Source organism: Dorea sp. D27, assembly GCF_001185345.1.
Taxonomy (GTDB): domain Bacteria; phylum Bacillota; class Clostridia; order Lachnospirales; family Lachnospiraceae; genus Extibacter.
Genome location: NZ_KQ236743.1, coordinates 415,654 through 439,870 on the forward strand (window position 1 = coordinate 415,654; position 24,217 = coordinate 439,870).

Consider the following 24,217-nt stretch of genomic DNA (forward strand, 5'->3'; position numbering starts at 1 on the left):
GGAGCTATGGCACACACAGTTGAATTTGAACGATGTGTTGATTTTCTTGCCAGAATGATAGAAAAATATGGCAGTGAGCTCCTTCAGGAACTGAATGGATTACCGAAGGAGGACAAAGCAGAAGATAACTGCCAGCAAGAGCAGCAACAGAATACATTGGGAAATGATTAGGGAGAGCATAGATGTTGGCTCTCTTTTTTCTTGCGTGATATTTGTGCATTTTACCTATATTGACGAGTATGTGCAGCTACGGTAAAATATAGTTGGGACAAATAAAAAGTAAACTGTAATTTGGTATGGAGAATATAAATGAAAAAGCGAAGATGTTATATATACACAAGGGTATCTACGTCTATGCAGGTAGAAGGATACAGCTTGGAAGCACAAAAAGAAAGATTGAGAAAATATGCAGATTTTCAGGAAATGGTGATTGTCGGAGAGTATTCGGATGAGGGAAAGTCAGGAAAAAGTATTGAAGGACGGCAGGAATTTATGCAAATGCTTCGGGATATTGAAGAAGGTAAAGATCGTGTAGAGTTTGTCTTGGTATATAAGTTATCCCGTTTTGGAAGAAATGCTGCAGATGTACTTAATTCTTTGCAGAGAATGCAGGATTTTGGAGTAAATTTGATCTGTGTTGAAGATGGTATAGACAGTTCTAAAGACAGCGGTAAGCTGATGATTTCTGTTCTGTCTGCGGTAGCAGAAATTGAACGTGAAAATATTCTGGTACAGACAATGGAGGGGCGCAGACAAAAGGCGAGAGATGGCAAATGGAACGGCGGATTTGCTCCGTACGGATATAAGCTGTTAAATGGAGAACTGGAAATTGCAGAAGATGAGGCAGAAATCATTCGTATTATTTTTGATAAATATATTCATACCAATATGGGAGTAAATGGCATTGCAGCCTATCTGAATGAGCATGGCTACAAGAAGAAAAAGAGACAGAATAATACGTTGGATGCGTTTGCTACTTCTTTTATAAAGGGTGTCCTTGATAATCCTATTTATTGTGGTAAATTGGCATTTGGAAGAAGGAAAACTGAAAGAGTGCCAGGCAAGAGAAATGAATTCCGTATTGTAAAGCAGGATTCTTATATATTAAGTGATGGTATTCACGAAGCCATTATTTCCGAAGATGATTGGAACTTGGCAAAACAGAAACGAAATATAAATGGAGTAAAGCATGAGAAAATCCATAGTTTGGAGCATGAACATATTTTGTCCGGAATTCTTAAATGTCCAATTTGTGGAAAGGGAATGTATGGAAATGTAAACCGTAAGAAGAAAAAAGACGGAACATTTTATAAGGATTATTTTTATTATGCCTGCAAGCATAGGTATTATGTGAATGGTCATAAATGTGATTACCGGAAGCAGTGGAACGAAGAAAAAGTAAATGATGCGGTAGCAGAAGTTATTAAAAAGCTGGTGAATAATCCGAAATTTGAAGCCGCTATACGTGCAAAAATCAATTCTAAGATAGATACCGGAGAATTGGAAACAGAGCATGAGAACTTGAAAAAACAGCTGCGGCAAGTATTGGGAGCTAAAAATAGGTTAGGACAACAGATGGACAATCTGGATATTTCTGATAAAATGTATGACAGGAAGTATCAGGATATGCAGGATCGGTTAAATGGTTTGTATGATGAGATTGAACGACTGGAAAGTCTGATCGATGATATAGTATCCAGAAAAGAGTATATCCGTCAGCAGAAAATTTCTGAGGATGGAGTGTATCAATATCTTTTGTACTTTGACAAACTGTATGATAAATTCACCGATATGGAGAAAAAAGAATTTATGAACAGTTTTGTTGAAAGAGTTGATATTTACGAGGATGAACAGCCGAACGGAAGATTTTTGAAGCATATAAAATTTAAGTTTCCGGTATTTTTTGACGGTGAAGAAATTCAGGAACTTAGTTGGGACAACGAAACAACAGTTGAGACTGTCGTACTTCTGGAGCGGAAAGCCCAGTAAATTAAAGGGTTTCGGGGGTTTTAGTGGAATACGAAGGTGTGCTTTTTGGGTGTTTTGAGCTAGATATGTTTCCTGTTACTGGGACGGGGTAAGGAAAATGAACGTTTTGGCAAAAGGTTTAGATTCTGTAGATGAAGATAATTATTAATGGAATTGATGACTATTATGTTTATAATAGAAGTTGGTAGTTTTTTGTTATAGCAATAATAGATAGTTTGGATTAGAGTGATTAACTCAAAGTGTTTGATTAAATAAAGTTTATATAATACAAAAGAATTGAGGGAGAATTTATGAATTTACTGGAGCAGATAGAAAATTTTGGTGCAATTGATGCAGAAAATGATGAACGACTAATTGAATATTTTTACCATACTGAAATAATTGATGAATTGCTGAATTATAAAAAATCAATAATTATAGGTCGCAAAGGTTCTGGCAAAACGGCCATTTATAAATACATTTTAGATTTTAAGAAAGGATTATGTTGTCCTCTGCTATTTAAAGACTATCCTTGGAAAGCTCATGACAGATATAAAAATAATATTGTTTCAGAAAGGGAAAGTTATGTAAATTCATGGACATTCTTCTTTTATATAGAAATATTTAAAAAGTTAATTGAGTTAAAAAAATCCATACTAAATCCTCAAAAGCGTAAAGCTATTAAAAAATTAGAGAAATGGCTTAAGAAAAATTGGGGTGGAATAGAGTTTGATCATAATGAAATAATGTCTCCTAATAAAACTAAATTTTCTTTCTCATTTGCCCCTCAGATATTAGGGAATAGTTTAGGATCAATATCCAAAGATATACTTGAAAAAGATAACGTTGGTTCTACTCTAACAGAATATAATAAAAAATTTGAAGCAATAACGATGGAATTGTTAAGCGATTTTAGTAGCGAAATAATATTACTATTTGACGAGTTAGACTTAGCATATTCACCAAATGATTTGAATTACAAGAACAGGTTGATTGGTCTTTTACTTACCGTATATAATTTTTACAATAAATTTACAAAAATAAAAGTTTTTGTTTTTTTGAGGAATGATATTTTTAATATTCTAGAATTTCAGGACAAAAATAAGGTAAAAGATAATCTAGTCGAATTTCTTGATTGGGATAGTTTGTCTTCTGATTCGTTGTTGAGTTTAAAGAGTTTAGTCTCGAATAGAATAAAGAATAATATTAATTCTCAGTCTGACAATTTTGAACGGAATTGGAATCAGGTTTTTGAAAGTAACAATATTGGAAAGAATCAACTTAAATGGAATTTCGTTATTGATAGGACATTTTTAAGACCAAGAGACATAATTAAGTTTATGAACTTATCACTACAGCAAGCAAAGTTAAGATTGAAAAATAATCCTGATACGCTAGATAAGATTACAAATGATGATATTCATGCTATAAGATCCCAATATTCTACTTATCTATTTGAAGAATTAAATGATGAAGTTATTAGTAAATATCCAAACTATAATAACTATATAGAGATTCTCAGAGATTTACATAAAATGACATTCACAAGGGAGGAGTTTTCAATAAGTCTTGATAATTTAAAAGATAAGTTATCAATTAAAGATAATATTGATACTATAATGGCACGCTTATATGAGTTTAGTATTATTGGATTTTATAAAGCAGGAGGCGGTGGATATGGAGGGTCAGTATATAGGTTTCAATACAAATCAGATTTCCAGGCTTTTAATACGCGTTCGCAAAAATACAGAGTGCACTACGGATTCAAGGAATACTTAGAATTGATAGAATAATATAATGATATTTTGTATTACAAGAAGTTTTTAAGAAATTGAAATGACTATATACGCTATCATATATTGGTATTAATGAGCTTAGTGATGTAAATTAGCCACTGGGGCAAGTGAAAATAGGATTTCAAATGAAATTTCTAAAGAACTGAAAAAGAATCTACCGACAATTGAAGATATAGAGAAAATGGCTAATCTTTAAAATTTCGAAACGAAGTGTTGTATAGTTGGGATTTGAATTAAGTCAAGGAGGTAAGAATACATTTTTGACATGTAGTATAAAAATCAACTCTCACCGCATGTGGAAACCGTGGTTCTGCTGGAGAAGAATGGCTAGGAAATCAAAGGGTTTCGGGGATTTGAGGAGGATATGTAGGTGTGCTTTTGCGGTTGATTTTGGTGAAATATGTTTCCGATGACCGTGGTGGGGTAAGGGAAATGAACGTTTTGGCAAAAGATGAAGTCTCTATTTTTATTAAAGAACCTATAAAAAAGTTAATATTTTAAAGGAGAAAAGAATGAATTATTCAGAAACAAATTTAAATGAAGAAGAAGTGGCAAAAGTACTTTCATATCAAGAAAATCATTTTCTTGATATGAAAAGTAAGAGGATAAAACCAGCAAAATTGAGTGAAAATGTCTCTTCTTTTGCAAATACTAGTGGTGGAGATATTTATGTAGGTATAGAAGAGAAAAAAATAAAAGAGTTATCTTATTTTTCGTGGGAAGGATTTAACAATATAGAAGAAACAAATGCTATTATACAGATGTTGGAGAATTTAGCTCCACTTGCGAATTTCTATGATATTTCGTTTCTTAAACATCCAAAGTTAGGCAGTTATGTTATGCAAATAACCATATTTAAAACACAGGCAGTTATTTTTAGTACTAGCGGAATGGCATATGTTAGGAAAGGGGCTCAAAAGCTACCTATTAATACGTCCGAGAAATTGAAGCGATTAGAATTGGATAAAGGTATTGTACAATTTGAAAATGAGATTATAAATGAAAGTTCATGTGAAGACATTTTAGAATCGGATATATATATGAAATTTATGGATTCAGTGGTTCCAAATGTTGAGGGTGAAAAATGGTTGAAAAAGCAGAAACTAATACGAGATAATAAAATAATAGTTGCTGGTATATTGCTATTTAACGAAGAACCTCAAGTGCTTTTACCGAAAAGATCGGCTATTAAAATATTTAGATATAAAACTTCAGGTATTGCTGATAGAGATATGCTTGAGGGGCAACCTCTTACAATTGAGGGATGTTTGTATGATCAAATTTATGGTGCAGTAAACACGACTAAAAAAATAATTGAGTCTATGAAAAAGTTGGGGGATAAATTTGAAAATGTTAATTATCCAGAAGAAACATTGCATGAAATAATAACTAATGCAGTTATACATAGAGACTATAGTATTATTACTGATATACAAATCAGAATATTTGATAATAGAATTGAAGTGGAAAGCCCAGGGAAATTACCTGGACACGTAACTGTAAAAAATATTTTGGATGAACAATCGGCGAGAAATCCTAAAATTGTACGTCTTATAAATAAATTTCCCAATGCTCCTAATAAAGATGTTGGCGAAGGTCTGAATACTGCATTTGAGGCAATGACAAAATTACGACTTCGAACTCCTATTATAAATGAGATGAATAACACTGTGATGGTGGAGATAAGACATGAAAGGTTAGCATCACCTGAAGAAATGGTAACAGAGTATATGCAGACGCATGATGAAATTACTAATAGAGAGGGAAGACTTTTGACAGGAATAAAATCTGAAAATACAATGAAAAGAGTTTTTTGGAAATTAAGAGATAGAAAAATGTTAGAGCCTGTTCCAGGGAAACAAGGACCAGCATTTGCATGGCGAACACCAAAAGATATTGATTAGTATAAGATATGTTTATAATGGGATTGAGAATAATGGAATTGATCTGTCACTGGTTTTGCAATTTTGCTATGTGGTATAAGAAATACCTTTCACCGCACGTGGAGACCGCTTGCCTTCTCGTGCGGAAACCTTGATTCCAGGCGGGGTTGCGGGATTTTTAGCGGGAAATGGAGTTGTGTTTTTGTGGATGGTGAGATGGATAAGTTTTCGCAGATAGGGGGACGGGGATAACGCCGGAGAGTTTGAAAATGAGGGTTTTGTCGGGCAAAAGATACAATTCGGCAAAACCCTTACTATTTGGCAAAAGTGGATACAATCTGGCAAAAGATATACTCTGCGGCAAAACGCTTATAAAGTCATTTGAAAGCACATTATCAAAAGGATTAGCTTTGAAATAGTGGTTTATGAATAAGAAGTGTGATAAAATAAAAGCATTATATATTCTGAAATAAATGGACAAAGGAAGAAAATACTATGGAAAAAATAATAGGTCAGATTGTTCGAAATAGTGATTTTCAATTAGGTGAAGATGAAATAAAAGAGAAAGTTAAACATTATATAGATGAAATAAAAGAAAAAAGATATGATTTTTCTAGTTCTTCTAAGGAAATATATACTCAAGGAAAGAAGAAAAGGGTTATCTACAGTTTTAATTCGGATAGTACAGAAAGTGTTATATGTAAGTATTTAAAAAAAAGATTGGATTATACTTTTCATATAAAATATCCAAGCAGGAATAAAATTATCAATTCTTTGTTTTCTATATTGCCAGTTATAAAGGATTTAAATGATTTTGTTATTATACGAGCTGATTTCAAAAGCTTTTTTGATAGTATTATTGCTAAATATATCTATGTTCAGTATTTAGAACAGTCAGCATTATCAAGAAAAGACAAACGACTCTTTGAGGAATATGTAGAAAATTTTAAATATTGCTATGCCGGTTTGTGTTTGTCTAATGTTATGACAGAAATAGTATGTCGGGACTTTGATAAAAATTTAAGAGCGAAATTAGAAACATATGGGGTTGTGTACTGCGAACGATATGTTGATGATATACTAATTATATTGAATAGTTATATTTCAGATGAAGATGTTAAGAAGCTAATATATGAATCAATTAGTGAGATATTTGGGAACTGTCCAGTGAGATTAAATGAAAGAAAGTATAGATATATTTGCAAGCGTGGAATAAGTTCATCGCAGGAATTTGATTTTCTAGGATATAATTTTACAATGAATTATAACACAGCTACGAAGAAATTATCATTTTTATTTGGTATCACTGAGAAGAAAAGACAGAAGTATTATAATAGATTTAAAAAAGTGTTTTGTGAATATGCGAAAGATCACAATCTGGAATTGTTTCGTCAAAGAATAAAAATTTTGTCAACTCGTGTGGTGATTACTAAAGAGTTAGGTAGAGAATCATTTCAATGGGTTACAAAAGGAGTTATAGCAAATTATAATGAATTGAGAAATTATTTGGATTATTTAGATAGCAATACTGAACAATTTTTGAAAAATGTATATTTAAATTTGATAACAGAAACAGGAATAGCTATGCCAGGCTTTTTTGCTGATTCTTTAATAGGTGAAAGTGTTTATAATTTATTTTCTACATTAAAGAGAAATAGAAGCACTATTTATGATAATAGGATTGGCATTAAATTAAACGATTTAGTTAGTATGATAAAGAAGATAAATCCCAGTTATTATTGTGGGACAAAGAATTATTTGCAAATTGTGTACGAGTATTTAGAATTGCTTAAAATAGAACAACGCTATTAGTTAGACTAATAGCGCTATTCCTCAGTGCAACATAACTTTTTCCAAAAGGAAAAGCAACCCTGCAATGCTAACGTGTGCAACATATGGCTCTATCGCATTATGTACGGAGTGCATTTGCAATAGACATATGAAACTTTGGTGTAATACCACCATATAGATATTATGTACAATTTTGGAGGAAAAGTCAATGGGGCTAAACAATATAAAAAGAAATAGTCTGGATTATATTTTGTCAGATTTGCTACCTGTCGAGTTACCAGAATTATATACCCATAAATATTTTTATGAGTATTTGATTCAGCATAATAAAGAGGTTCAGAAAATTATAGAAAAGATGACAGCCAATAAGAATGATATTGCGTCAAGTAAAAAAATGTTTGAAGCTCCAGGATGGATTTCTATGCCATTAAAATATACTATAGCTAAGAACTTAGAGGCTGATAGAGAATTAAATATTATTCAGCCAATAGCTATATTGGAGTTATTTTTGTTTGTAACGATATATCAGAAAGAAATTCTTAATTACATGGAAAAAAATAGTGCTTTTTCCTTACGGTATCATAGAAAAAATAATGATCTATACTATAAACAAAGAACAAAATCGCTTACGAAATATTTTGATGAAACATCCAAAACAGTAGGTAAGTCTGTTTTACAGCAAACAGGGGTATACTTTGACATAGGGCCTTTTCAATCAATTTCATCTTTTACTAAATCTGATTTATGGTTTGCATTAAATAGAAAGTATCAATATTTTGCCAGAACAGATTTTAAATCATGTTTTGATAGTGTATATACCCATACATTTAAGTGGCTAATTGGAAAAGATGTTAATGATACTAAAGATTTTACGAATGTTAATATATTTACGACTATTGATAGAATATTACAAAATATAAATGCACGAACATCCAATGGTATAATAATCGGGCCTGAATTTTCAAGAATGATAGCGGAAATTTTGTTAGAAGGCATAGATACCACAGTTATGAATTCGCTGTATGTAGAAGGATATAAAAAGGATGTAGAATATGTAGTGCTTAGATATGTTGATGATATATTTATATTTGGCGAATCGGAAATGTTAATAGATATTATTTTGAAGCGCTATGAAGAAGTAGCAAGAAAATATATGTTAAGTTTAAATGAGGCAAAGTTAACAAAAGAAAAAATACCATTTGTGCTTGATGTATGGTTAAAGGAAACCAGTCTATTTGTTACTCAAACCAGTAATGTTTTATTTTATACTGAGGATGAAAGAAAGCTATATATAGATAAAAAGAAACAGGAGTTGCAGGAAAATGCTTCACATGAAAATAGTGAGGATACAGTTGTCCCTCATATGTTTAAAGCTAGGGTATTTCGTGGACTAAAACCTACATTGATGACAAAATTTAATGAATTAATATGTTACTATCCTAAAAAGACAAAAACTATAGTGTCTTATACCTTTGGTATGGTGATAAATAAAATTGAGCGAAGTAGGAATAAGTCAAGAATATTCAGGCAAAATGTTTCTCCTAATACTATATATTCTTTTTTGGACTATATTTTTTATGTGTATTCATTTTATACGGATTTTATGAACACACAGAGATTACTATCTGTTATTAGCTATATAAATGACGAAACGGAATTTTTAGATTCGACAGATGTATTTCAGAAACTAATATCTAAATATGCTGTTGTATTTGAGAAATCTAATATAAATGATGTGGTAAATCTAATTTTACTTTGTTCAGAAAAAGGGATAGAAATACCGTATAGACAAGAATGTAAAATTGAAGAAAAGATTAAAAAGGAAGATAATCCTATACTATTTGCTACATACTTAATATATGCAAAATATGATTCGATTTATTTTGAAAAAATATTGAATGAAATTGAGAAAATTTTAGAACTTAAATTGGATGCTATATTAAAAAAAGATAACATACTTACATACAGAGAATTTTGGTGGATTATAATTTTCAATAAATGCCCCTTTATTAAAGGAGCATTGCAAAATAAGTTTGATATACTAATTGCCAATAGATTTTCATTAACAGTTACTGATTCCTCAAATGCAGTTAATATTTGTACACATCTTTTAGGGGATTTTTTCTTGAACAGTAGCAAACAATTTTTCGAATGGGATATATCAAGGAGAAGTTTTCTTAAGGAAATTACGTTTAAAACATATGAAAGAAGTGTATTTAAGAATTACAAATTCAATTATAATTTTATGGAGTTTAATAGTTTGGAGTGAGAAATTGTTATTTATTAATTTACTTTAGACTAAATGAAGAGGGGTAAATATCTCAAAAAGGGTAAAAGGGGTGAAAAGATATAAAAAGGGGTAAGAGGGGTAAAAATCCAAACTTGGCACTCTATAACAAAACGAAGGGGAGAACCTTTTGCCATGTAGTATAAAAGACAACTTTCACCGCATGTTGAAACCGTCGTGCTTCTGGCACGAAAAGCCCAGTAAATCAAAGGGTTTCGGGGTTTTTCTTGAAATGTGTAGGTGTGCTTTTGGGGTGTTTTGAGTAAAATATGTTTCCTATTACTGGGGTGGGGAAGGAAAATGAACGTTTTGGCAAAAGAGAAAATGAATGCAATTACGGAAACGATTGGAAAAAGTCGCTGCGTGGGGATTAACTTAAGCTAGAGTTTATTTGATAAGATATAGAAGTGAAGCAATAAAAGAATATAATATTGTATAAGAAGGGTGGAGCGTATGCCTGTTATTGGAGATTCATCAGCAATTTTGGAATTTGAAAAAATGCTTCCTCAACATCAAGCAGCTATTACATTAATGAATTCTGTACTACAGAATCCGTTAGTAGATAAAGTTAATTGGCTAGATTTAGCATGTGGAAAAGGACAGATAATTTCTCAGCTAAATGAAAATTTAACATTAGAAAATAGAAAGAAAATTACTTATTATGGCTATGATATAAATGTTGATTACACTAAGATAGTGAGTAAAATAGCCGATAATCTCAACTTTATGGATTATGTCATACATATTGGAGATTTGTCATCATTTGATAATATCTTACCAAAGGACTTAAAGTTTGATTTTATAACTTGTACAAATGTAACTCATGAAATTCATCCACAGAAATTTTTAGAAATAATACTTGGAGTAATAAAGAGACTCAATGCATATGGGCAGTTATTTCTTTATGATATGGAATCTTTATCAAATCCAGAATTAGGAGCATTGCCCCTAAAAGCGAGTGATATAAAAAGACTAGTTGAAACAATTTTAAGAGTGGCAGGAAGTGATTTTAAAGTATGTCCATCTACATGGTCACATAGAACATGTAAAGGATGGTCGCTCGTTATTAATCGCAATTATTTAGGAGTTAGTAATGATAATTTTGTGAAATCTACTACAAAAATTTTAGATGCCCTTCATAATGAAATAGGTATGATGTTAAATATGAAGTTAACTGAATGCAAACAGGTACTAGATACATTTACATCATATGGAACAGAAACAAGTGATGAAGAAGAACAAAAGATGACATCTCTGTACGAATTTTGGTCTTTACATAAAGCATTGGAGGATTTGATATGAGTTCTGTTTTTATTTCTTATTCATACGCAGATATATTAGCAAGAAATATCGTAGAAGGTTTGAAAAAATCAACTATAGAAAATCTTGCTATACTAACAACATACCAAGGGATTGGAGGTAATAATCCAGAAACACAATTATTTGACGCTATTAGAAAATGTGATTATTTTGTTTGTATATTTGATAATTATAGTCCGAATGTTATGCTTGAATTAGGATATGCATTGGGGAGAAATAAGAATATTATTTTGGTTGGAGATTATAATGAGATCCCTTTTGATTTGCGAAACTTTGACTATATAAAGAGGAATGAAAATATAAGTGATGTATTAATGGAATTGAACAAACGGATATATTCCAGCGAGATATTACCCAAAGAAGTTATTTGTTATAAAGATTATAAAGAAAATATTTTACATGCTTTGAACGAACAAGAATTTTTAGATGGTTTGAGTTATAGAGATTTTGAAGAATTGATTTATGAATATTTAAAAGCACAAAACTTGCCTGTAAATTATCAACCATTAACCAGAGATAGAGGATACCATTTTTTACTTCCAACAATGAATTGTATCATTGAAATAAAGAAATATAGTAAAAATAATAAAATATCGTTATCTGTGATTAGAGCATTGTTAGGAACAATGGTTGAAAACAATATGAGCAAAGGAATTATAATTTCAAGCTCTGGTTTTACACAATCAGCAATAAATTTTGTTCAAAACTTAAAACAGAAGATAGTATTGTTATCACTGGATGATTTGTTAAAGATTGATGGTAATTTTGTTTCTTTTATAATGAGGGAATATGAAAATCAACCTTTTTGATAATTATCTAATATAGTTATTAATCATCATAGTATATATAAAGTGGATGAGAGCATTTCAACGATTTCTATTCTGATAGAAAGGGGTTTAATGCTATAAACATTAAATGCGGCGACTGTTATAGTTCTAGCCAGGAGAATAGGCAAATAAATGTTGATGAGGTAAGTTTATACTTATACCATGTAGTATAAGACTTCGGTCTCACCGCACGTGGAGACGGTTGTCAAATTATCCATCAAAAGAGATACACCGAAAATTGAGGTTGCAATACAACCATCCAATGTGAGTAATTACACGCCAGAGGAAAAGGCTACTTATTTAAATATCTAGCAGTATATCAAGGATAGATATAGCGTGAATGTGCATACCAGTTATATTGCCCAGGTTAAGCGGATGTGTAGGCTTGATGTGGGTGAGAACTATAATAAATCTAAGAAGGAAAAAGCAGATGTGAAGCAGTGTCCGCCGGAGAAGATGGAATATATCAAAGATTCGCTGAAATATTTTAAACTTTTGTAAGAAGCATATATGTGTAAAGAATTAGAAGATAGTAGAAACGATATAGAATTAAGAAATTATGGAGGATCAAATAATGGCTTATGAAACACCTTTAACGATATTTGAGGTTATGAGGGATATTTCTAATAATAAGTATGTGCTACCCTCAATTCAAAGAGAATACGTATGGGATACTACACAGATAGAAACATTATTTGATAGTATAATGCAGGACTACCCTATTGGAGCATTCCTTTTTTGGGAAATCAATAAAGATAGGCTTGGGGATTATGATTTTTATGAATTTCTTAAAAACTATCATGAAAAGACTTCTACTCATAATAAAAAGGCTAACCTTAAAGGAGAAGACCGGGTGACAGCAGTTCTTGATGGACAGCAACGTTTAACTTCCATGTATATAGGGTTGAAAGGTTCTTATGCATACAGGCTAAAAAACAAGCAAAGAACAAACGCTAATGCTTATCCTATAAGAAAATTGTATTTAAATTTAATTTCAAAGGCGAAAGATAGTAGTAATAAATATGATTTTCAGTTCTTGACATGTGATGATGCAATACATACCAATGAAGAATATTGGTTTGAAGTTGGTTGCATTTTAGATATGGAAGATTTGGGCGATGTAGCTACCTATGTGACTGATAATATAAGTTATTCCGAAGACCATCAGTATTCAAGAGAGCAGGCTAAGTTTGCCACAAATACACTTTCACAGTTACATAAGGTGGTTCATACATCTCGTACTTTGAGTTATTATAAGGAAAAATCAACAGAGCTGGACAAAGTTTTAAATATTTTCATCCGTGTAAATAGTGGTGGTACAGTGCTTACATATTCAGACCTTTTACTTTCGATTGCATCTGCACAATGGGAGAATCATGATGCAAGAGAGGAAATAATTGAATTTGTTGATGATGTAAATTCAATTGGTGGGGGATTTAGAATTAATAAGGATTTTGTATTGAAAGCAGCACTTGTCCTTACTGATTTTTCTGATATAGCATTTAAGGTGGATAATTTTAATAAGTCCAACATGATGAAGATTGAGTTAAATTGGGATAACATCAAAAGGTCAATTAAGCAGACGGTCAATCTTATATCCTCGTTTGGCTATTCAGGAGAAACATTAGGTTCTAATAATGCACTCATTCCAATAGCATATTATTTAATGAGTATTGGAATGCCGGATAATTTTGTTGATTCAAATTCGACTAAAGACAATCGAAATAAGATTAAGAAATGGCTTGTTTTATCATTGCTTAAAAAGACGTTCAGTGGTCAGCCAGATAATGTAATTCGACCAATTCGTGAAATTATTAGAGAAAATAAAGTTTTAGATTATCCAATTGATAAAATCATTGAAAAGTTTAAAGGTACAAATAAGTCCATTCAGTTTACAGAGGATGACATTGATGAATATTTGTTGAAGTTAAAATATGGTATAAAAGAAACTTTATCAACGCTTATGCTTTTGTATCCTTCGTTAGATTTCAGTAATAAATTTCATGTAGACCATATGTATCCGAAGAGCAAGTTTAAGAAGAGTTATCTTAGGAAGATAGGGGTACCGGAAGATAAATTGGATAAATATATTAATACAATAAATGATATCAGTAATTTGCAGCTTCTTGCAGCACAACTGAATGAAGAGAAACTAAACACAGATTTTGATGAATGGTTTAACAAGCAGTATAAGAATGAAAGTGAAAAGATTCAATATAGAAAAATAAACTATCTTCCAGAAATGGATTATAGTTATGCTAATTTCTTGGAAGTTATGGATGAACGAAGAAAGCTTATGAAAGCTGAACTGGTAAAGATACTTCTATAATTGAGGGCTTTGTTTCTAACATGAACAAATAATATATACTTTCAACAAGAAATGGTATATTAAGGATAAGTATAAATAACAGACTTTATAAATAGAACCAGACAACTTAATTGTCGGGTTCTGTTTTTTTAGATAGCAATCATTCAGATTGCCGAGAGGAATAAGTAAATCAGTACATCTAATCATTATTTTCATCTAATAAAATTTTAAGTGATTTTATCACATCTGTTATAATTTTCAATTCGTGTGGTTTACATGAACTGAGAATATCACTGATTTCATTTGTCATTATTGTTCTGTTCACTTGGTGAGCATTGAAAAGAAGAGCATCCGTCGAAACAGATAAAGAATCGTCTATTTTAACCAGCACAGCAAGGCTTAACTTGGTGTTTCTGTTTCTATATGGCTCATATGGGTTGCAGAGATTCTTACCATATCAGTAAGTTGTTTTTGTGACAGACTGTATGCTTTTCTGTATTTACACTGTTTTATTTAAGCATTTTTTTAAAATTCCCTGAACCTAAAGACAAATTCACTGAGGAAATTATTGAAATTTCTAAGAAAATATGTAGTACCTAATTTTCTTGCTGCTCAATCATTTTCTTAACCATATAACCACCAACTGAAACAGACAATACAGGAAATGCCACTCAAGTTGAATCTATAACATACAATAAGAATCGCTATAATTTTTACGATTATTTTTCGACAGATAACGATACTTGGTATGTACAAGACTAATCCGCGGGAGCAAAGCCCCAAGACGCAGCTCTTTCGCCTATCCCTTACTATAATAAAAATAAGCATATAGTCAATAGTTTTAATTGACTATATGCTTAGTGCACTAGCCGTAGAGTAACATCTACGGCTTTTATTCTTGCACGTAATTGTTCAACGATAGCCATACTTCTTATAAAGTAATAAAATAATACGAATGGCTTTTGAGCGGGCCGCCCAAAGCCCTAATAGTGTCCTTGTCATAGACAGTTTATCCTAAATGTAGTAAACTGAACTCACTAGAAAACAGAATTTTGGAGGAATGGATGTGGGGAAAAAGACGGAACAGTCACAAAAAGTATATAATAAGATGGCGTGGGAATATGATAATGCCCCGGAGGGAAATTATACAAGGCCCCATAAAAATGAAATCATTAAAAAGGCTGCAATCGGGGATGGGGATAATATCCTGGACGTTGCCTGCGGTAATGGGTATCTGCTCGGAGAACTTTCCAAAAAGGCTAGAGTCAATGCATTTGGCATTGACATTTCGGAGAGCATGATTGCCGTTGCCAGAGAAAGATATCCGGATTGTACTTTCGCAGTGAGTCCCTGCACCCCTCTCGGTTTTGAAAACGAGAGTATGGATGTCATAACGGTATCCTGCGCCTTCCATCATTTTGAGACGCCCCAGGTGTTTGCCAATGAATGTATGCGGGTCTTAAAGAAAAATGGAAGAGTCTTTATTGCCGAACCGAATTTCTCGCCCGTGGTACGGTGGCTCGCCAATGTGGTGGTGTATCCAATTTCAAAAACGGGCGACGTGAGAGTGTATGATCAAAAAGAAATTCGGTTATTCTTTGAACTGGCTGGATTTACTGATATGGAATCGTACACGACAGGCAGCGTGTTATTTTTCACAGCAGGAAAATGAATGCCATTTTGCCAGACGTAAAATGGGAATAGGAGCGATTGGATATGAAGATGCCAGAAAAGATAGAACCAGCCATGTTTGCGCCCTGCGGGATGAACTGTCTCGTTTGTTATAAGCACTGCTATCATAAAAAGCCATGTGCAGGATGTTTGAAATGTGACATGGGAAAACCGGAGCACTGTAGAAAGTGCAGGATAAAAGATTGTGTGACAAAGCAGCAGATTACATATTGTTTTGAATGTACCGAATATCCGTGTAAGCAGATAACGCGGTTGGAGAAAAGTTATAATACCCGTTATCGTGCCAGCCTGACGGAAAACAGCCGGATGGTTAAGGATTATGGGCTGGCCGCATTTTTAGAACGGCAAAAAGAGAGGTATACGTGTCCGGAATGTGGTGGGATTATATCAATCCATGATGCGGAGTGCAGCGAGTGCCAGTATAAAGTGTAATGAGGAGAAATGAATATGGAAAAAAAGATGAGCTGCTGCGGTATGATATGCTCTGATTGTGAGTATTATCCAGCAGAGTGCCGGGGATGCCGGGAGATAAAAGGAAAGGTATACTGGCTGGAGTACACGGGGGAAAGCTGCTGTGATATTTTTGAATGCTGTAATAATCAAAGAAAATACGAGCATTGCGGACAGTGTGCGGAATTGCCATGCGGCCGCTATGAGCGTGATGACCCGACAAAAACACCGGAAGAAAATGCGGCCGATTATAATATGCAGATGAATAATTTAAGTTCTGGAGGCCGGGGAAAAGAATAAAGGAAGAAGGTTTTGGATGGTTGGTATATATTTCAGCGGTACAGGTAATACAAAATTCTGTGTGGAGAAGTTTTTAACCTGTTATGAAGGCAGAGCAGAGGCATTTCCCATTGAAGACGTGCAGGCAGCCGCCGCGGTAAAGCAAAACGAAGAAATCGTATTCGCGTATCCGGTATATTTTAGCAATCTGCCGAAAATAGTGTACGATTTTATAGACAGCAATCAATCAATATTTTCAGGAAAGAAGATATTCATTATTGCGACCATGGGATTATTCAGTGGGGATGGAGCGGGGTGTTCTGCAAGGCTGCTTGCAAAATGCGGAGCTTGTATTTCAGGCGGGCTTCATCTGAAAATGCCGGATTGTATCGGGGATGAAAAGGCGCTGAAAAGAACGAAGGAACAAAATCATCTTCTTGTAAAAGAAGCGGAGAATAAGATAAAGAAAGCAGCAGAGAGTCTAAAGCAAGGCACGCCTGTGAGGGAAGGACTTGGCTTTTGGTATCATATGGCAGGCTTATTCGGTCAGAGATTGTACTTTTATAATAAGACTAAGAAGTATACGGATAAGCTGCATATTGACAGAGAGAAATGCATCGGGTGCGGAATATGCGTATCCGCCTGTCCGATGGAGAATATATCACTACAGTCGAAAAAAGCCCGGCAGCAAGGAAAATGCACCATGTGCTACCGGTGCGTGAATCATTGCCCAAAGCAGGCAATTACGCTGTTGGGTAAGAAGCTGTATGAACAATGCTCAATAGAGAAATATATAGAAGGAGACGAGCAATGCTGGAGTTAAGATTACTAAAGGACAGTGATATTCCGCTGGTAGAGACCTGACTGAATTAAGAGCACGTGAAGAGGTGATATGAAATTCCCCATCTCGGTGTTACGATTGAAGAGTGGATGAACGAGATAAAGGAGCGCAATGGGGAATTTCAATGGTTAACATACCTCATTGTAATGTGGCGGAGGACTAGGTAAAAATATGGTTTCCCTGCTTGTTGATAAAATCTTTGCTTTCCCGGATGCCCTTAGGATTACCGCCGATATCGATGAGAATAACAAGGCATCTGAAAGAACATTATTATCCTGCGGTTTTGAGCTGGCTGATTCTGAAAAAAGCCGTTATGTGATACAGAAATAACGATAGTTACAGCCATTTTGCCGCCCAGTCCGAAAGCTCCTTGCCGGATACGCTTACGGGAAAGCATTTGCCGTCTGATACTTTTGCATCGGGTGCAAGAGCTGCCATGTTTCTGCCGGAACTGCCCATGCCGCTTCCGCCGGATGTTGCGAAAGGGATAACGGACTTGCCGCTGAAATCACAGGATTCCATGAAAGTGTCGATGATAGACGGTTCTCTGTACCACCAGATCGGGAATCCGACGAATATGACATCATACTGTGCCATATCTGTTATTTTAGTACGCATTGCCGGACGGCAGCTTCGGTCATTCATTTCGATGGAACTTCTGCTGTTTCTGTTCTGCCAGTCCAGATCTGCATCTGTGTAAGGTGTCTCTGGCTGAATTTCAAACATATCTGCTCCAATCTCATCTGCCAGCCTTTCTGCCAGTCTTTTTGTTACACCACTTGCGCTAAAGTACGCCACTAATGATTTGCTCATAAGAATCCTCCTTGTATTGTAACGTTGGTTGCGGTTATTCCGCTGTCTACAAGTTGAATATACAACTTGAAGTTCACTTCAAGTCAATAGGAATTTTGAAAATTGTAGTAAAATGTAATAGTTAATTCTTGATTCACCATTTAAATTCGTGATTGACGATTTTACTCTTACACGGAATATGCTATGGTTATATTGGCTAGTGGATTCCTCTGGAAAAGGACTGAATGATGGACTCTCTTTTGCTGCAATCGCTCGAAAGATAGACAAGCATCCCAGCACCATTGCAAAGGAAGTGAAGAAATACCGTACCTTCCAAAAGCGGGAAACGGATCCAAGGCATCCTCTCCGGTGTGCGAGATTTAAAGAATGTTCCCTACGCTTCCTTTGTGACAAGCCCAATTGTGTGAAAGTCTGCAAATACTGTTTTGATACCCGGCTCCAGATCCCCATATGCTATCCCTTATGCCCGGAGTACATGGAACCGCGATGTCCTGCCATTACGAAGGCGCCGTACGTATGCAATCACTGTGCCAGGATTAGAACCTGTAACAAAAACAAAGCCTTCTATATGGCTCAGAATGCAGATGAATCCTCACATGGGCTGCTGGTATCCTGCCGTTCCGGTATTAATCAGCATCCTGCCGATATTGCCTTGCTTGATGATTTGATCTCTCCCTTGCTAAAAAAGGGGCAGTCTCTTGCACATATTTATGCCTTTCATGGACATGAAATCCCTTGTAGCCGTAAAACGCTATATAACTACATTGATCAAGGCATATTTACCGCCAGGAACATAGATATGCGGCGGAAAGTACGTTATAAATGCAAGCCACGCAAAAAAGGAACCCGGGTCAGCCTTGCCGCCAAGGAATTCCGGATGGGCAGGACCTATGAAGACTTCCAAAAATATATGAAGGCCCACCCTCAGTCCCCTGTCGTTGAGCTTGATACGGTGGAAGGGGGACGTGATAACAGCAGACAGGCTTTTATGACAATGCTCTTTCGGAACTGTTCCCTGATGTTGATTTTCGTTCTGGAAGAAAAAACACAAGACCATGTGATTGAAGTGCTTGATACGCTAAGTGAAAAACTGGGAATCGAAACATTTCGAGAGCTTTTCCCCGTCATCCTGACCGACAACGGGATCGAATTTCAATTTCCAGTGCGCATGGAATGTGATAAGGCTGGTGAAATCAGGACAAGAATGTTTTATTGCAATCCGAATGCCTCCCGGCAGAAAGGGATGCTTGAAAAGAACCACGAATACATTCGTTATGTGATTCCTAAGGGAGAAAGTTTGGATTTATATGACCAGGCTGATGCTGAGCTCCTTATGAATCATATCAACAGCGAAGCAAGAGACAGCCTGAATGGATGCACCCCATTCAGACTGTCTGAGCTTCTCCTGGACAGCAAGCTTCATAAGCTGCTCAGGTTAAAAGAGATCCGACCGGATCAAGTATCTTTGAAGTCATCGTTGCTAAAAAAATAGAGCCATGACCAGGACGGAATCCACCACCGAATTTAATCTTACATAAAGAATTACGGCTTTAAAATGACTTTGATACAGTCCTCCTCTTTTTTATCAAAGATGCTGTAAGCATGGCTTCCTTCTTCTAGAGAAAGCTTGTGGGTTATGATGTCTGTCGCATCAAATTCTCCTTTTTGGATTTTCTCCAGCATCAGATCAACGTATCTTGTGGCAGGGCACTGACCCATCTTTAAAGAGATATTCTTGGAAAAGAAGTTTCCAAGAGGGAAGTTGTTATATTTATTGCCATAGACTCCGACAAACGCTACCGTGCCGGTTTTCCGGATGCACTGAGAAGCCGTCTCTATCGCTGACTTTGAACCTCCCTGCAATTTGAGCGCAGTTTCTATCTTTTCCATGACCGAGGTCTTGCCGTCCAGCCCCACGCAATCGATGACGGAATGAGCCCCTCCGTGCGTGATCTCTTTTATATGTTCCCCTACCTGTTCAAATTCTTCAAAATTCAGGGCTTCTACGCCATAGCCTCTTGCGTGCTCCAGGCGGTAGCCTACACGGTCGACAGCGATGATTCTGCCGGCCCCTTTCTGAATACACCACTTGATCGTCATCAATCCTATAGGGCCGCACCCCAATACAGCAACCGTATCCCCGGCCTTCACGTCAGCGATTTCTGTGCCCCAATAGGAAGTGGGCAGGACGTCTGTGACGAATAGGACCTGCTCGTCCGTCAGTTCATCGGGTACCTTTTTCGGTCCTACGTTGGCATATGGAACCCGGATATACTCTGCCTGGCCGCCGGCGTAATTGCCATGATATTTGCTATAGCCGAACAATCCGCCCGATTCCGCATAGTCATTAGAATTATCACACTGGCTGTTTTCTCCTTTATCACAATATTCGCAGTGCCCGCATGCGACGGGGAAAGGAATTACCACCCTGTCCCCTTTTTTGAGATTTTTAACTTCCTTTCCAACCTCTTCGACGATTCCCATTGTTTCATGGCCCAGGACATATCCGTCATACATCCCTTTTACCAGGCCATGCACCAGATGAAGATCTGAGCCGCAGATAGCGGCGGAAGTGACCTTTACTATAATATCGTCCTCTTTTTCTATCTTCGGATCCTCTACCGTTCTGCATTCGACCTTCTGCAGTCCATCAAATACGACAGCTTTCATTGCAATCCCCCCTGTTATCATTTGAAAATATTATCTGTAGATAAAGCAGATCTATACCCGGAAAATCTGTCGTAGGATATTCACTTCATCGCAAAAGCAGGCCCAGTCTTGCTGCAGTTCGGACATTGCGGCTGGATAACGGAAAAGGAGACTGCCATACATTCCGGCAATCTCCTTCGTTTATTCTAACTCTATCTTCCCATGCTTATTCTCGAACTCTGCGACATGCTTTTTCATTAAGACTTCTAATTCCCGGTTGGCAGAACGTGCATTATATTCCGCGACATAGCGGAACATCTTGAGCAGCTGGGCGTCTGTCCTGACCGTAAATTTTACAATATCAGATGGCATAATAGAACCTCCAAAAAGAATTTGTGGTTATTATACCGTCTAATTGACGGCAATATTCCGAACTGACGTCTAGGTGACGGCGTAAAATGTAAAATAATACAATATAGTGCCGGCATCATATAGTCGGAAAGACGGTTGAATTATATTGACGTCAATATGACGGCATAATATAATGTGAACATAGAAAAAGTCTCAGGATAAGAATGCTATCACAGGGTAAGATAGTAGTATCAAGAACAACAAATTTTACCAGAGGAGAGTCATATGAGTAATATTAAAGAACTGGTCAAACTGGCTGCTGACAGTATGAAGAACCGGACATTGGATGAACTGCTGGAAAATGACAGAGAATTCCAGAACAGGCTTGAAGAGGAGAAAGAAGCGCACAAAGCGATGAAGGAGCTGGACTTGACAGAAGAGCAGAGGACTGTGGTGGAGACCTTGGTTTCAAGGAAAGATGAAACCGAGTACGATTACCGCGTGAATGCCTATATGGCAGGCATGATCGATGCTTATGAGATTTTAAAACAGTTTGACTTGACCAAGGAGTAGACACGCCGCTACCTTTGCAATTGGCAAACCAAACCGAAATATGATAAGATATAAGGACAGTGGACATACGGCAGCAGATTCAGAGGATGGTAATAATGGAAAAACAAGAGAAAAAGCACAAGCGCCGCCCACGATATTCGGGCGCATATCCAAAGAGATACGAAGAGAAATACAAGGAGCATCAGCCGGAGAGATATTCTGATACAGTATCCAGAGTCATCCGGAAGGGCAGTACGCCCGCCGGCATGCACATCTCTATCTGTGTGCGGGAGATTCTGGATTTTCTTCAGATACAGCCCGGTCAGAAAGGGCTTGACGCTACCCTTGGATACGGCGGACACAGTGCGAAGATGCTGGAATGCCTCAAAGGGCAGGGTCATCTGTACGCTTTGGATGTAGACCCAATCGAGTCGTCAAAGACAGCAAGGCGGCTGGAAAAAATGGGATATGGGCCGGATATCCTCACAATCCGGCAGCAGAACTTTGCCGATATCGACGAGATAACCCGTGAAGCTGGTTTATTTGACTTTGTGCTTGCGGACCTGGGCGTCTCTTCTATGCAGATCGACAACCCGGACCGGGGATTTACGTATAAAGCAGAAGGCCCCCTGGATTTGCGCATGAATCCTCAGGAGGGCAAAAGCGCCGCGCAGAGGCTCAGGGAGATGACGCAGGAAGAGCTGCAGGGGATGCTTATAGAGAATTCGGATGAGCCTTACAGTGCTGAGATCGCGGAAGCAGTCACGAGGAAGATGAAAAGAGGCGGGGCAATCGACACGACGACACAGCTTTATGAGACGATTGGCGAGGCGCTTGCGTTCCTGCCGGATAAAGAACGGTATGAGGCAGTTAAGAAATCGAGCCAGAGAACGTTCCAGGCGCTTCGCATTGACGTTAATAACGAGTTCGAGGCCTTGTACTCGTTTTTAGAAAAGCTGCCGGATATACTGGCACCAGGCGGCAGGGTGGCAATACTGACATTCCATTCAGGTGAGGACCGCCTTGTGAAGAAGTCGTTTAAGGAAATGGAACGAAGCGGAACATACAAAGAGATATCACGTGAGATCATACGGCCGTCACTGGAGGAGTGCAGGCAGAATGGACGCGCCCGCTCGACGAAGATGCGGTGGGCAGTCCGGGCAGACTGACAGACGCATCGGTGTGGGTTAATGTACAGCAGAGAAAAGGAGACGGGATGGAACGTTGTAAATGGTGCCTTTGTAACGAGAAGATGGTAAAATACCACGATGAAGAGTGGGGCATACCGCTTCATGACGACGGCAGGCAGTTTGAATTTTTAATGATGGAAGTGATGCAGTGCGGACTGAACTGGAATATGATGATACAGAAAAGGGAAATCTTCCGCGACTGTTTTGACGGATTTGACTACGAGAAAGTAGCCCTATATGAAGAGGACGATATCGAAAGGATTATGCAGACAGAAGGGATGATAAGATCCAGGCGTAAAATAGAGGCAGTAATCCACAACGCCCGGTGCTTTCAGAAGGTGCGGGAAGAGTTCGGCTCTTTCAGCGCATATCTTTGGAGGTTTTCGGACGGGAAGACCATCTTCTATGAGGGGCATGAAAGCGGAGAGCTGCCGGCAAGAAACGGGCTGTCTGATGAAGTCAGCCGGGACCTGAAGAAGAGGGGATTCAAGTACCTCGGCTCCATCACCGTATACTCCCATCTTCAGGCGTGCGGGATTATCAATGACCACGTGAAGGAGTGCTTCCGTTACGAGGACGTGGCAGGGCGCGTTCCGAACATTTGATAAAATGCTCTGAAGGACGGGGCTTAAGGATATCACATCGGTTTTAAATTCTTCTCCAGGCGTCCGACCATCCATGCAAGGCGTTTGGAGCGTCCTGCCTCGGTCTTGGCATCCAGGTATGCTCTCGTATACGTCTTCTGAACAGACGGAGACATCCTCTGAAAATTAGAATATGCCTGTCCGTGCTCTTTCAGCAGGCCGGCTACCATCGCAAGCTGTTCCTCAGTGACGGCTGCAGGGCCGGCCGGCTTGTCCCATCTGCCGTTTTTCTTTGCCTCTTCAATTTTCGCCAGGCCATAGTCGGTCATCAATCCACGCTGAATCAGATCTTCTGCTAACGCCTTATTCTTGGAAGACCACTTGCTGTCGCTTCTGCGTGCAGAAAAGTATTTGACATAGGATACGTCATCAATGCGTTTCATCAGTCCGTCGATCCAGCCGAAACAGAGCGCTTCTTCCAGCGCTTCGCCCGCTTTTACCGTCATCAGCTCCCGCGTCTTACCGAACAGCAGCCAGACACCGTCGCCTGACGTGCAGTTATCCTCCAGCCAGCGTCTGAACTCATCACGTGTTTTAAAATGCAAAGGTTCATTCATAATTGCCCCTCCTGTTTTG

The 24,217-nt window shown here is 36.9% G+C and carries 22 protein-coding genes and 1 pseudogene; 18 read left to right on the forward strand and 5 right to left on the reverse strand.

Annotation, left to right across the window (positions count from 1 at the left end; all coding sequences use genetic code 11):
* Positions 1 to 6 precede the first annotated feature (6 nt).
* The 9 genes from HMPREF0980_RS19070 (at position 7) to HMPREF0980_RS02035 (ending at position 14,201) form a co-directional block, all read left to right on the forward strand.
* Entirely contained in the window at positions 7 to 171 is a 165-nt protein-coding gene (locus tag HMPREF0980_RS19070; RefSeq protein WP_008689701.1) for a hypothetical protein, read from the forward strand.
* A 138-nt stretch (positions 172 to 309) separates the two neighbouring features.
* Complete coding sequence (locus HMPREF0980_RS01995) at positions 310 to 1,989, forward strand: recombinase family protein (RefSeq protein ID WP_049727469.1); 1,680 nt, start codon at positions 310 to 312, stop codon at positions 1,987 to 1,989.
* A 290-nt stretch (positions 1,990 to 2,279) separates the two neighbouring features.
* Positions 2,280 to 3,761: a P-loop ATPase, Sll1717 family gene (locus HMPREF0980_RS02000; protein WP_049727470.1), complete on the forward strand. Its 1,482-nt coding sequence runs from the start codon at positions 2,280 to 2,282 to the stop codon at positions 3,759 to 3,761.
* 515 nt (positions 3,762 to 4,276) lie between these two features.
* On the forward strand, positions 4,277 to 5,668 hold the full coding sequence (locus HMPREF0980_RS02005; protein WP_049727471.1) for an ATP-binding protein: 1,392 nt from the start codon (positions 4,277 to 4,279) through the stop codon (positions 5,666 to 5,668).
* Between the two features lie 474 nt (positions 5,669 to 6,142).
* On the forward strand, positions 6,143 to 7,459 hold the full coding sequence (locus HMPREF0980_RS02010) for a reverse transcriptase domain-containing protein (protein ID WP_049727472.1): 1,317 nt from the start codon (positions 6,143 to 6,145) through the stop codon (positions 7,457 to 7,459).
* Between the two features lie 187 nt (positions 7,460 to 7,646).
* Positions 7,647 to 9,707, forward strand: a complete 2,061-nt coding sequence (locus tag HMPREF0980_RS02015; protein WP_049727473.1) for an RNA-directed DNA polymerase — start codon at positions 7,647 to 7,649, stop codon at positions 9,705 to 9,707.
* Positions 9,708 to 10,178: 471 nt separating this feature from the next.
* The gene (locus HMPREF0980_RS02020) at positions 10,179 to 11,027 is read left to right on the forward strand and encodes a methyltransferase domain-containing protein (protein WP_049727474.1); all 849 of its coding nucleotides are present in this window, start codon (positions 10,179 to 10,181) and stop codon (positions 11,025 to 11,027) included.
* The gene (locus HMPREF0980_RS02025) at positions 11,024 to 11,854 is read left to right on the forward strand and encodes a restriction endonuclease (RefSeq protein ID WP_049727475.1); all 831 of its coding nucleotides are present in this window, start codon (positions 11,024 to 11,026) and stop codon (positions 11,852 to 11,854) included. Before HMPREF0980_RS02020 ends, HMPREF0980_RS02025 begins: the two co-directional genes overlap by 4 nt.
* A gap of 592 nt (positions 11,855 to 12,446) precedes the next feature.
* Entirely contained in the window at positions 12,447 to 14,201 is a 1,755-nt protein-coding gene (locus HMPREF0980_RS02035; RefSeq protein WP_049727476.1) for a DUF262 domain-containing protein, read from the forward strand.
* A gap of 575 nt (positions 14,202 to 14,776) precedes the next feature.
* Here the strand turns inward: HMPREF0980_RS02035 and HMPREF0980_RS20000 are convergent.
* Positions 14,777 to 14,851, reverse strand: coding sequence for a small, acid-soluble spore protein, alpha/beta type (locus HMPREF0980_RS20000; RefSeq protein WP_442855426.1), 75 nt, complete (start codon positions 14,849 to 14,851; stop codon positions 14,777 to 14,779).
* 389 nt (positions 14,852 to 15,240) lie between these two features.
* Between HMPREF0980_RS20000 and HMPREF0980_RS02040 the strand changes: the two genes are divergently transcribed.
* From HMPREF0980_RS02040 to HMPREF0980_RS20005, 5 genes and pseudogenes are all read left to right on the forward strand, one after another.
* Positions 15,241 to 15,852 (forward strand): class I SAM-dependent methyltransferase, encoded by a 612-nt coding sequence (locus HMPREF0980_RS02040; protein WP_242847321.1) that lies wholly within the window; start codon positions 15,241 to 15,243, stop codon positions 15,850 to 15,852.
* 44 nt (positions 15,853 to 15,896) lie between these two features.
* Positions 15,897 to 16,304, forward strand: a complete 408-nt coding sequence (locus tag HMPREF0980_RS02045; protein ID WP_049727477.1) for a DUF3795 domain-containing protein — start codon at positions 15,897 to 15,899, stop codon at positions 16,302 to 16,304.
* Between the two features lie 15 nt (positions 16,305 to 16,319).
* Positions 16,320 to 16,622 (forward strand): DUF3795 domain-containing protein, encoded by a 303-nt coding sequence (locus HMPREF0980_RS02050; RefSeq protein WP_049727478.1) that lies wholly within the window; start codon positions 16,320 to 16,322, stop codon positions 16,620 to 16,622.
* 16 nt (positions 16,623 to 16,638) lie between these two features.
* Positions 16,639 to 17,424, forward strand: coding sequence for an EFR1 family ferrodoxin (locus HMPREF0980_RS02055; RefSeq protein WP_049727479.1), 786 nt, complete (start codon positions 16,639 to 16,641; stop codon positions 17,422 to 17,424).
* A 180-nt stretch (positions 17,425 to 17,604) separates the two neighbouring features.
* Positions 17,605 to 17,772: pseudogene (locus HMPREF0980_RS20005) on the forward strand (GNAT family N-acetyltransferase); the annotation flags it as partial.
* Positions 17,773 to 17,778: 6 nt separating this feature from the next.
* Here the strand turns inward: HMPREF0980_RS20005 and HMPREF0980_RS02065 are convergent.
* Positions 17,779 to 18,255 carry a flavodoxin gene (locus HMPREF0980_RS02065; protein ID WP_049727480.1) on the reverse strand — a complete coding sequence of 159 codons (477 nt, stop codon included), beginning with the start codon at positions 18,253 to 18,255 and terminating at the stop codon, positions 17,779 to 17,781.
* A 178-nt stretch (positions 18,256 to 18,433) separates the two neighbouring features.
* Between HMPREF0980_RS02065 and HMPREF0980_RS02070 the strand changes: the two genes are divergently transcribed.
* Positions 18,434 to 19,747 (forward strand): IS30 family transposase, encoded by a 1,314-nt coding sequence (locus HMPREF0980_RS02070; RefSeq protein ID WP_049727481.1) that lies wholly within the window; start codon positions 18,434 to 18,436, stop codon positions 19,745 to 19,747.
* A gap of 50 nt (positions 19,748 to 19,797) precedes the next feature.
* On the opposite strand, the gene HMPREF0980_RS02075 is transcribed toward HMPREF0980_RS02070, so the two are convergent.
* Positions 19,798 to 20,925: a zinc-dependent alcohol dehydrogenase gene (locus HMPREF0980_RS02075; protein ID WP_049727482.1), complete on the reverse strand. Its 1,128-nt coding sequence runs from the start codon at positions 20,923 to 20,925 to the stop codon at positions 19,798 to 19,800.
* A 180-nt stretch (positions 20,926 to 21,105) separates the two neighbouring features.
* Positions 21,106 to 21,276, reverse strand: coding sequence for a hypothetical protein (locus HMPREF0980_RS19075; protein ID WP_198146140.1), 171 nt, complete (start codon positions 21,274 to 21,276; stop codon positions 21,106 to 21,108).
* Positions 21,277 to 21,540: 264 nt separating this feature from the next.
* Here HMPREF0980_RS19075 and HMPREF0980_RS02080 point away from each other — a divergent pair, with 264 nt between their 5' ends.
* The 3 genes from HMPREF0980_RS02080 (at position 21,541) to HMPREF0980_RS02090 (ending at position 23,602) form a co-directional block, all read left to right on the forward strand.
* Positions 21,541 to 21,828, forward strand: coding sequence for a hypothetical protein (locus tag HMPREF0980_RS02080; RefSeq protein ID WP_049727483.1), 288 nt, complete (start codon positions 21,541 to 21,543; stop codon positions 21,826 to 21,828).
* A 95-nt stretch (positions 21,829 to 21,923) separates the two neighbouring features.
* A complete protein-coding gene (gene rsmH, locus HMPREF0980_RS02085) occupies positions 21,924 to 22,976 on the forward strand; it encodes a 16S rRNA (cytosine(1402)-N(4))-methyltransferase RsmH (protein ID WP_049727484.1) in 1,053 nt (350 codons plus the stop codon).
* Between the two features lie 47 nt (positions 22,977 to 23,023).
* On the forward strand, positions 23,024 to 23,602 hold the full coding sequence (locus HMPREF0980_RS02090; RefSeq protein ID WP_049727485.1) for a DNA-3-methyladenine glycosylase I: 579 nt from the start codon (positions 23,024 to 23,026) through the stop codon (positions 23,600 to 23,602).
* Positions 23,603 to 23,634: 32 nt separating this feature from the next.
* On the opposite strand, the gene HMPREF0980_RS02095 is transcribed toward HMPREF0980_RS02090, so the two are convergent.
* Positions 23,635 to 24,198 carry a YdeI/OmpD-associated family protein gene (locus tag HMPREF0980_RS02095; protein WP_049727486.1) on the reverse strand — a complete coding sequence of 188 codons (564 nt, stop codon included), beginning with the start codon at positions 24,196 to 24,198 and terminating at the stop codon, positions 23,635 to 23,637.
* Between the last annotated feature and the right edge of the window lie 19 nt (positions 24,199 to 24,217).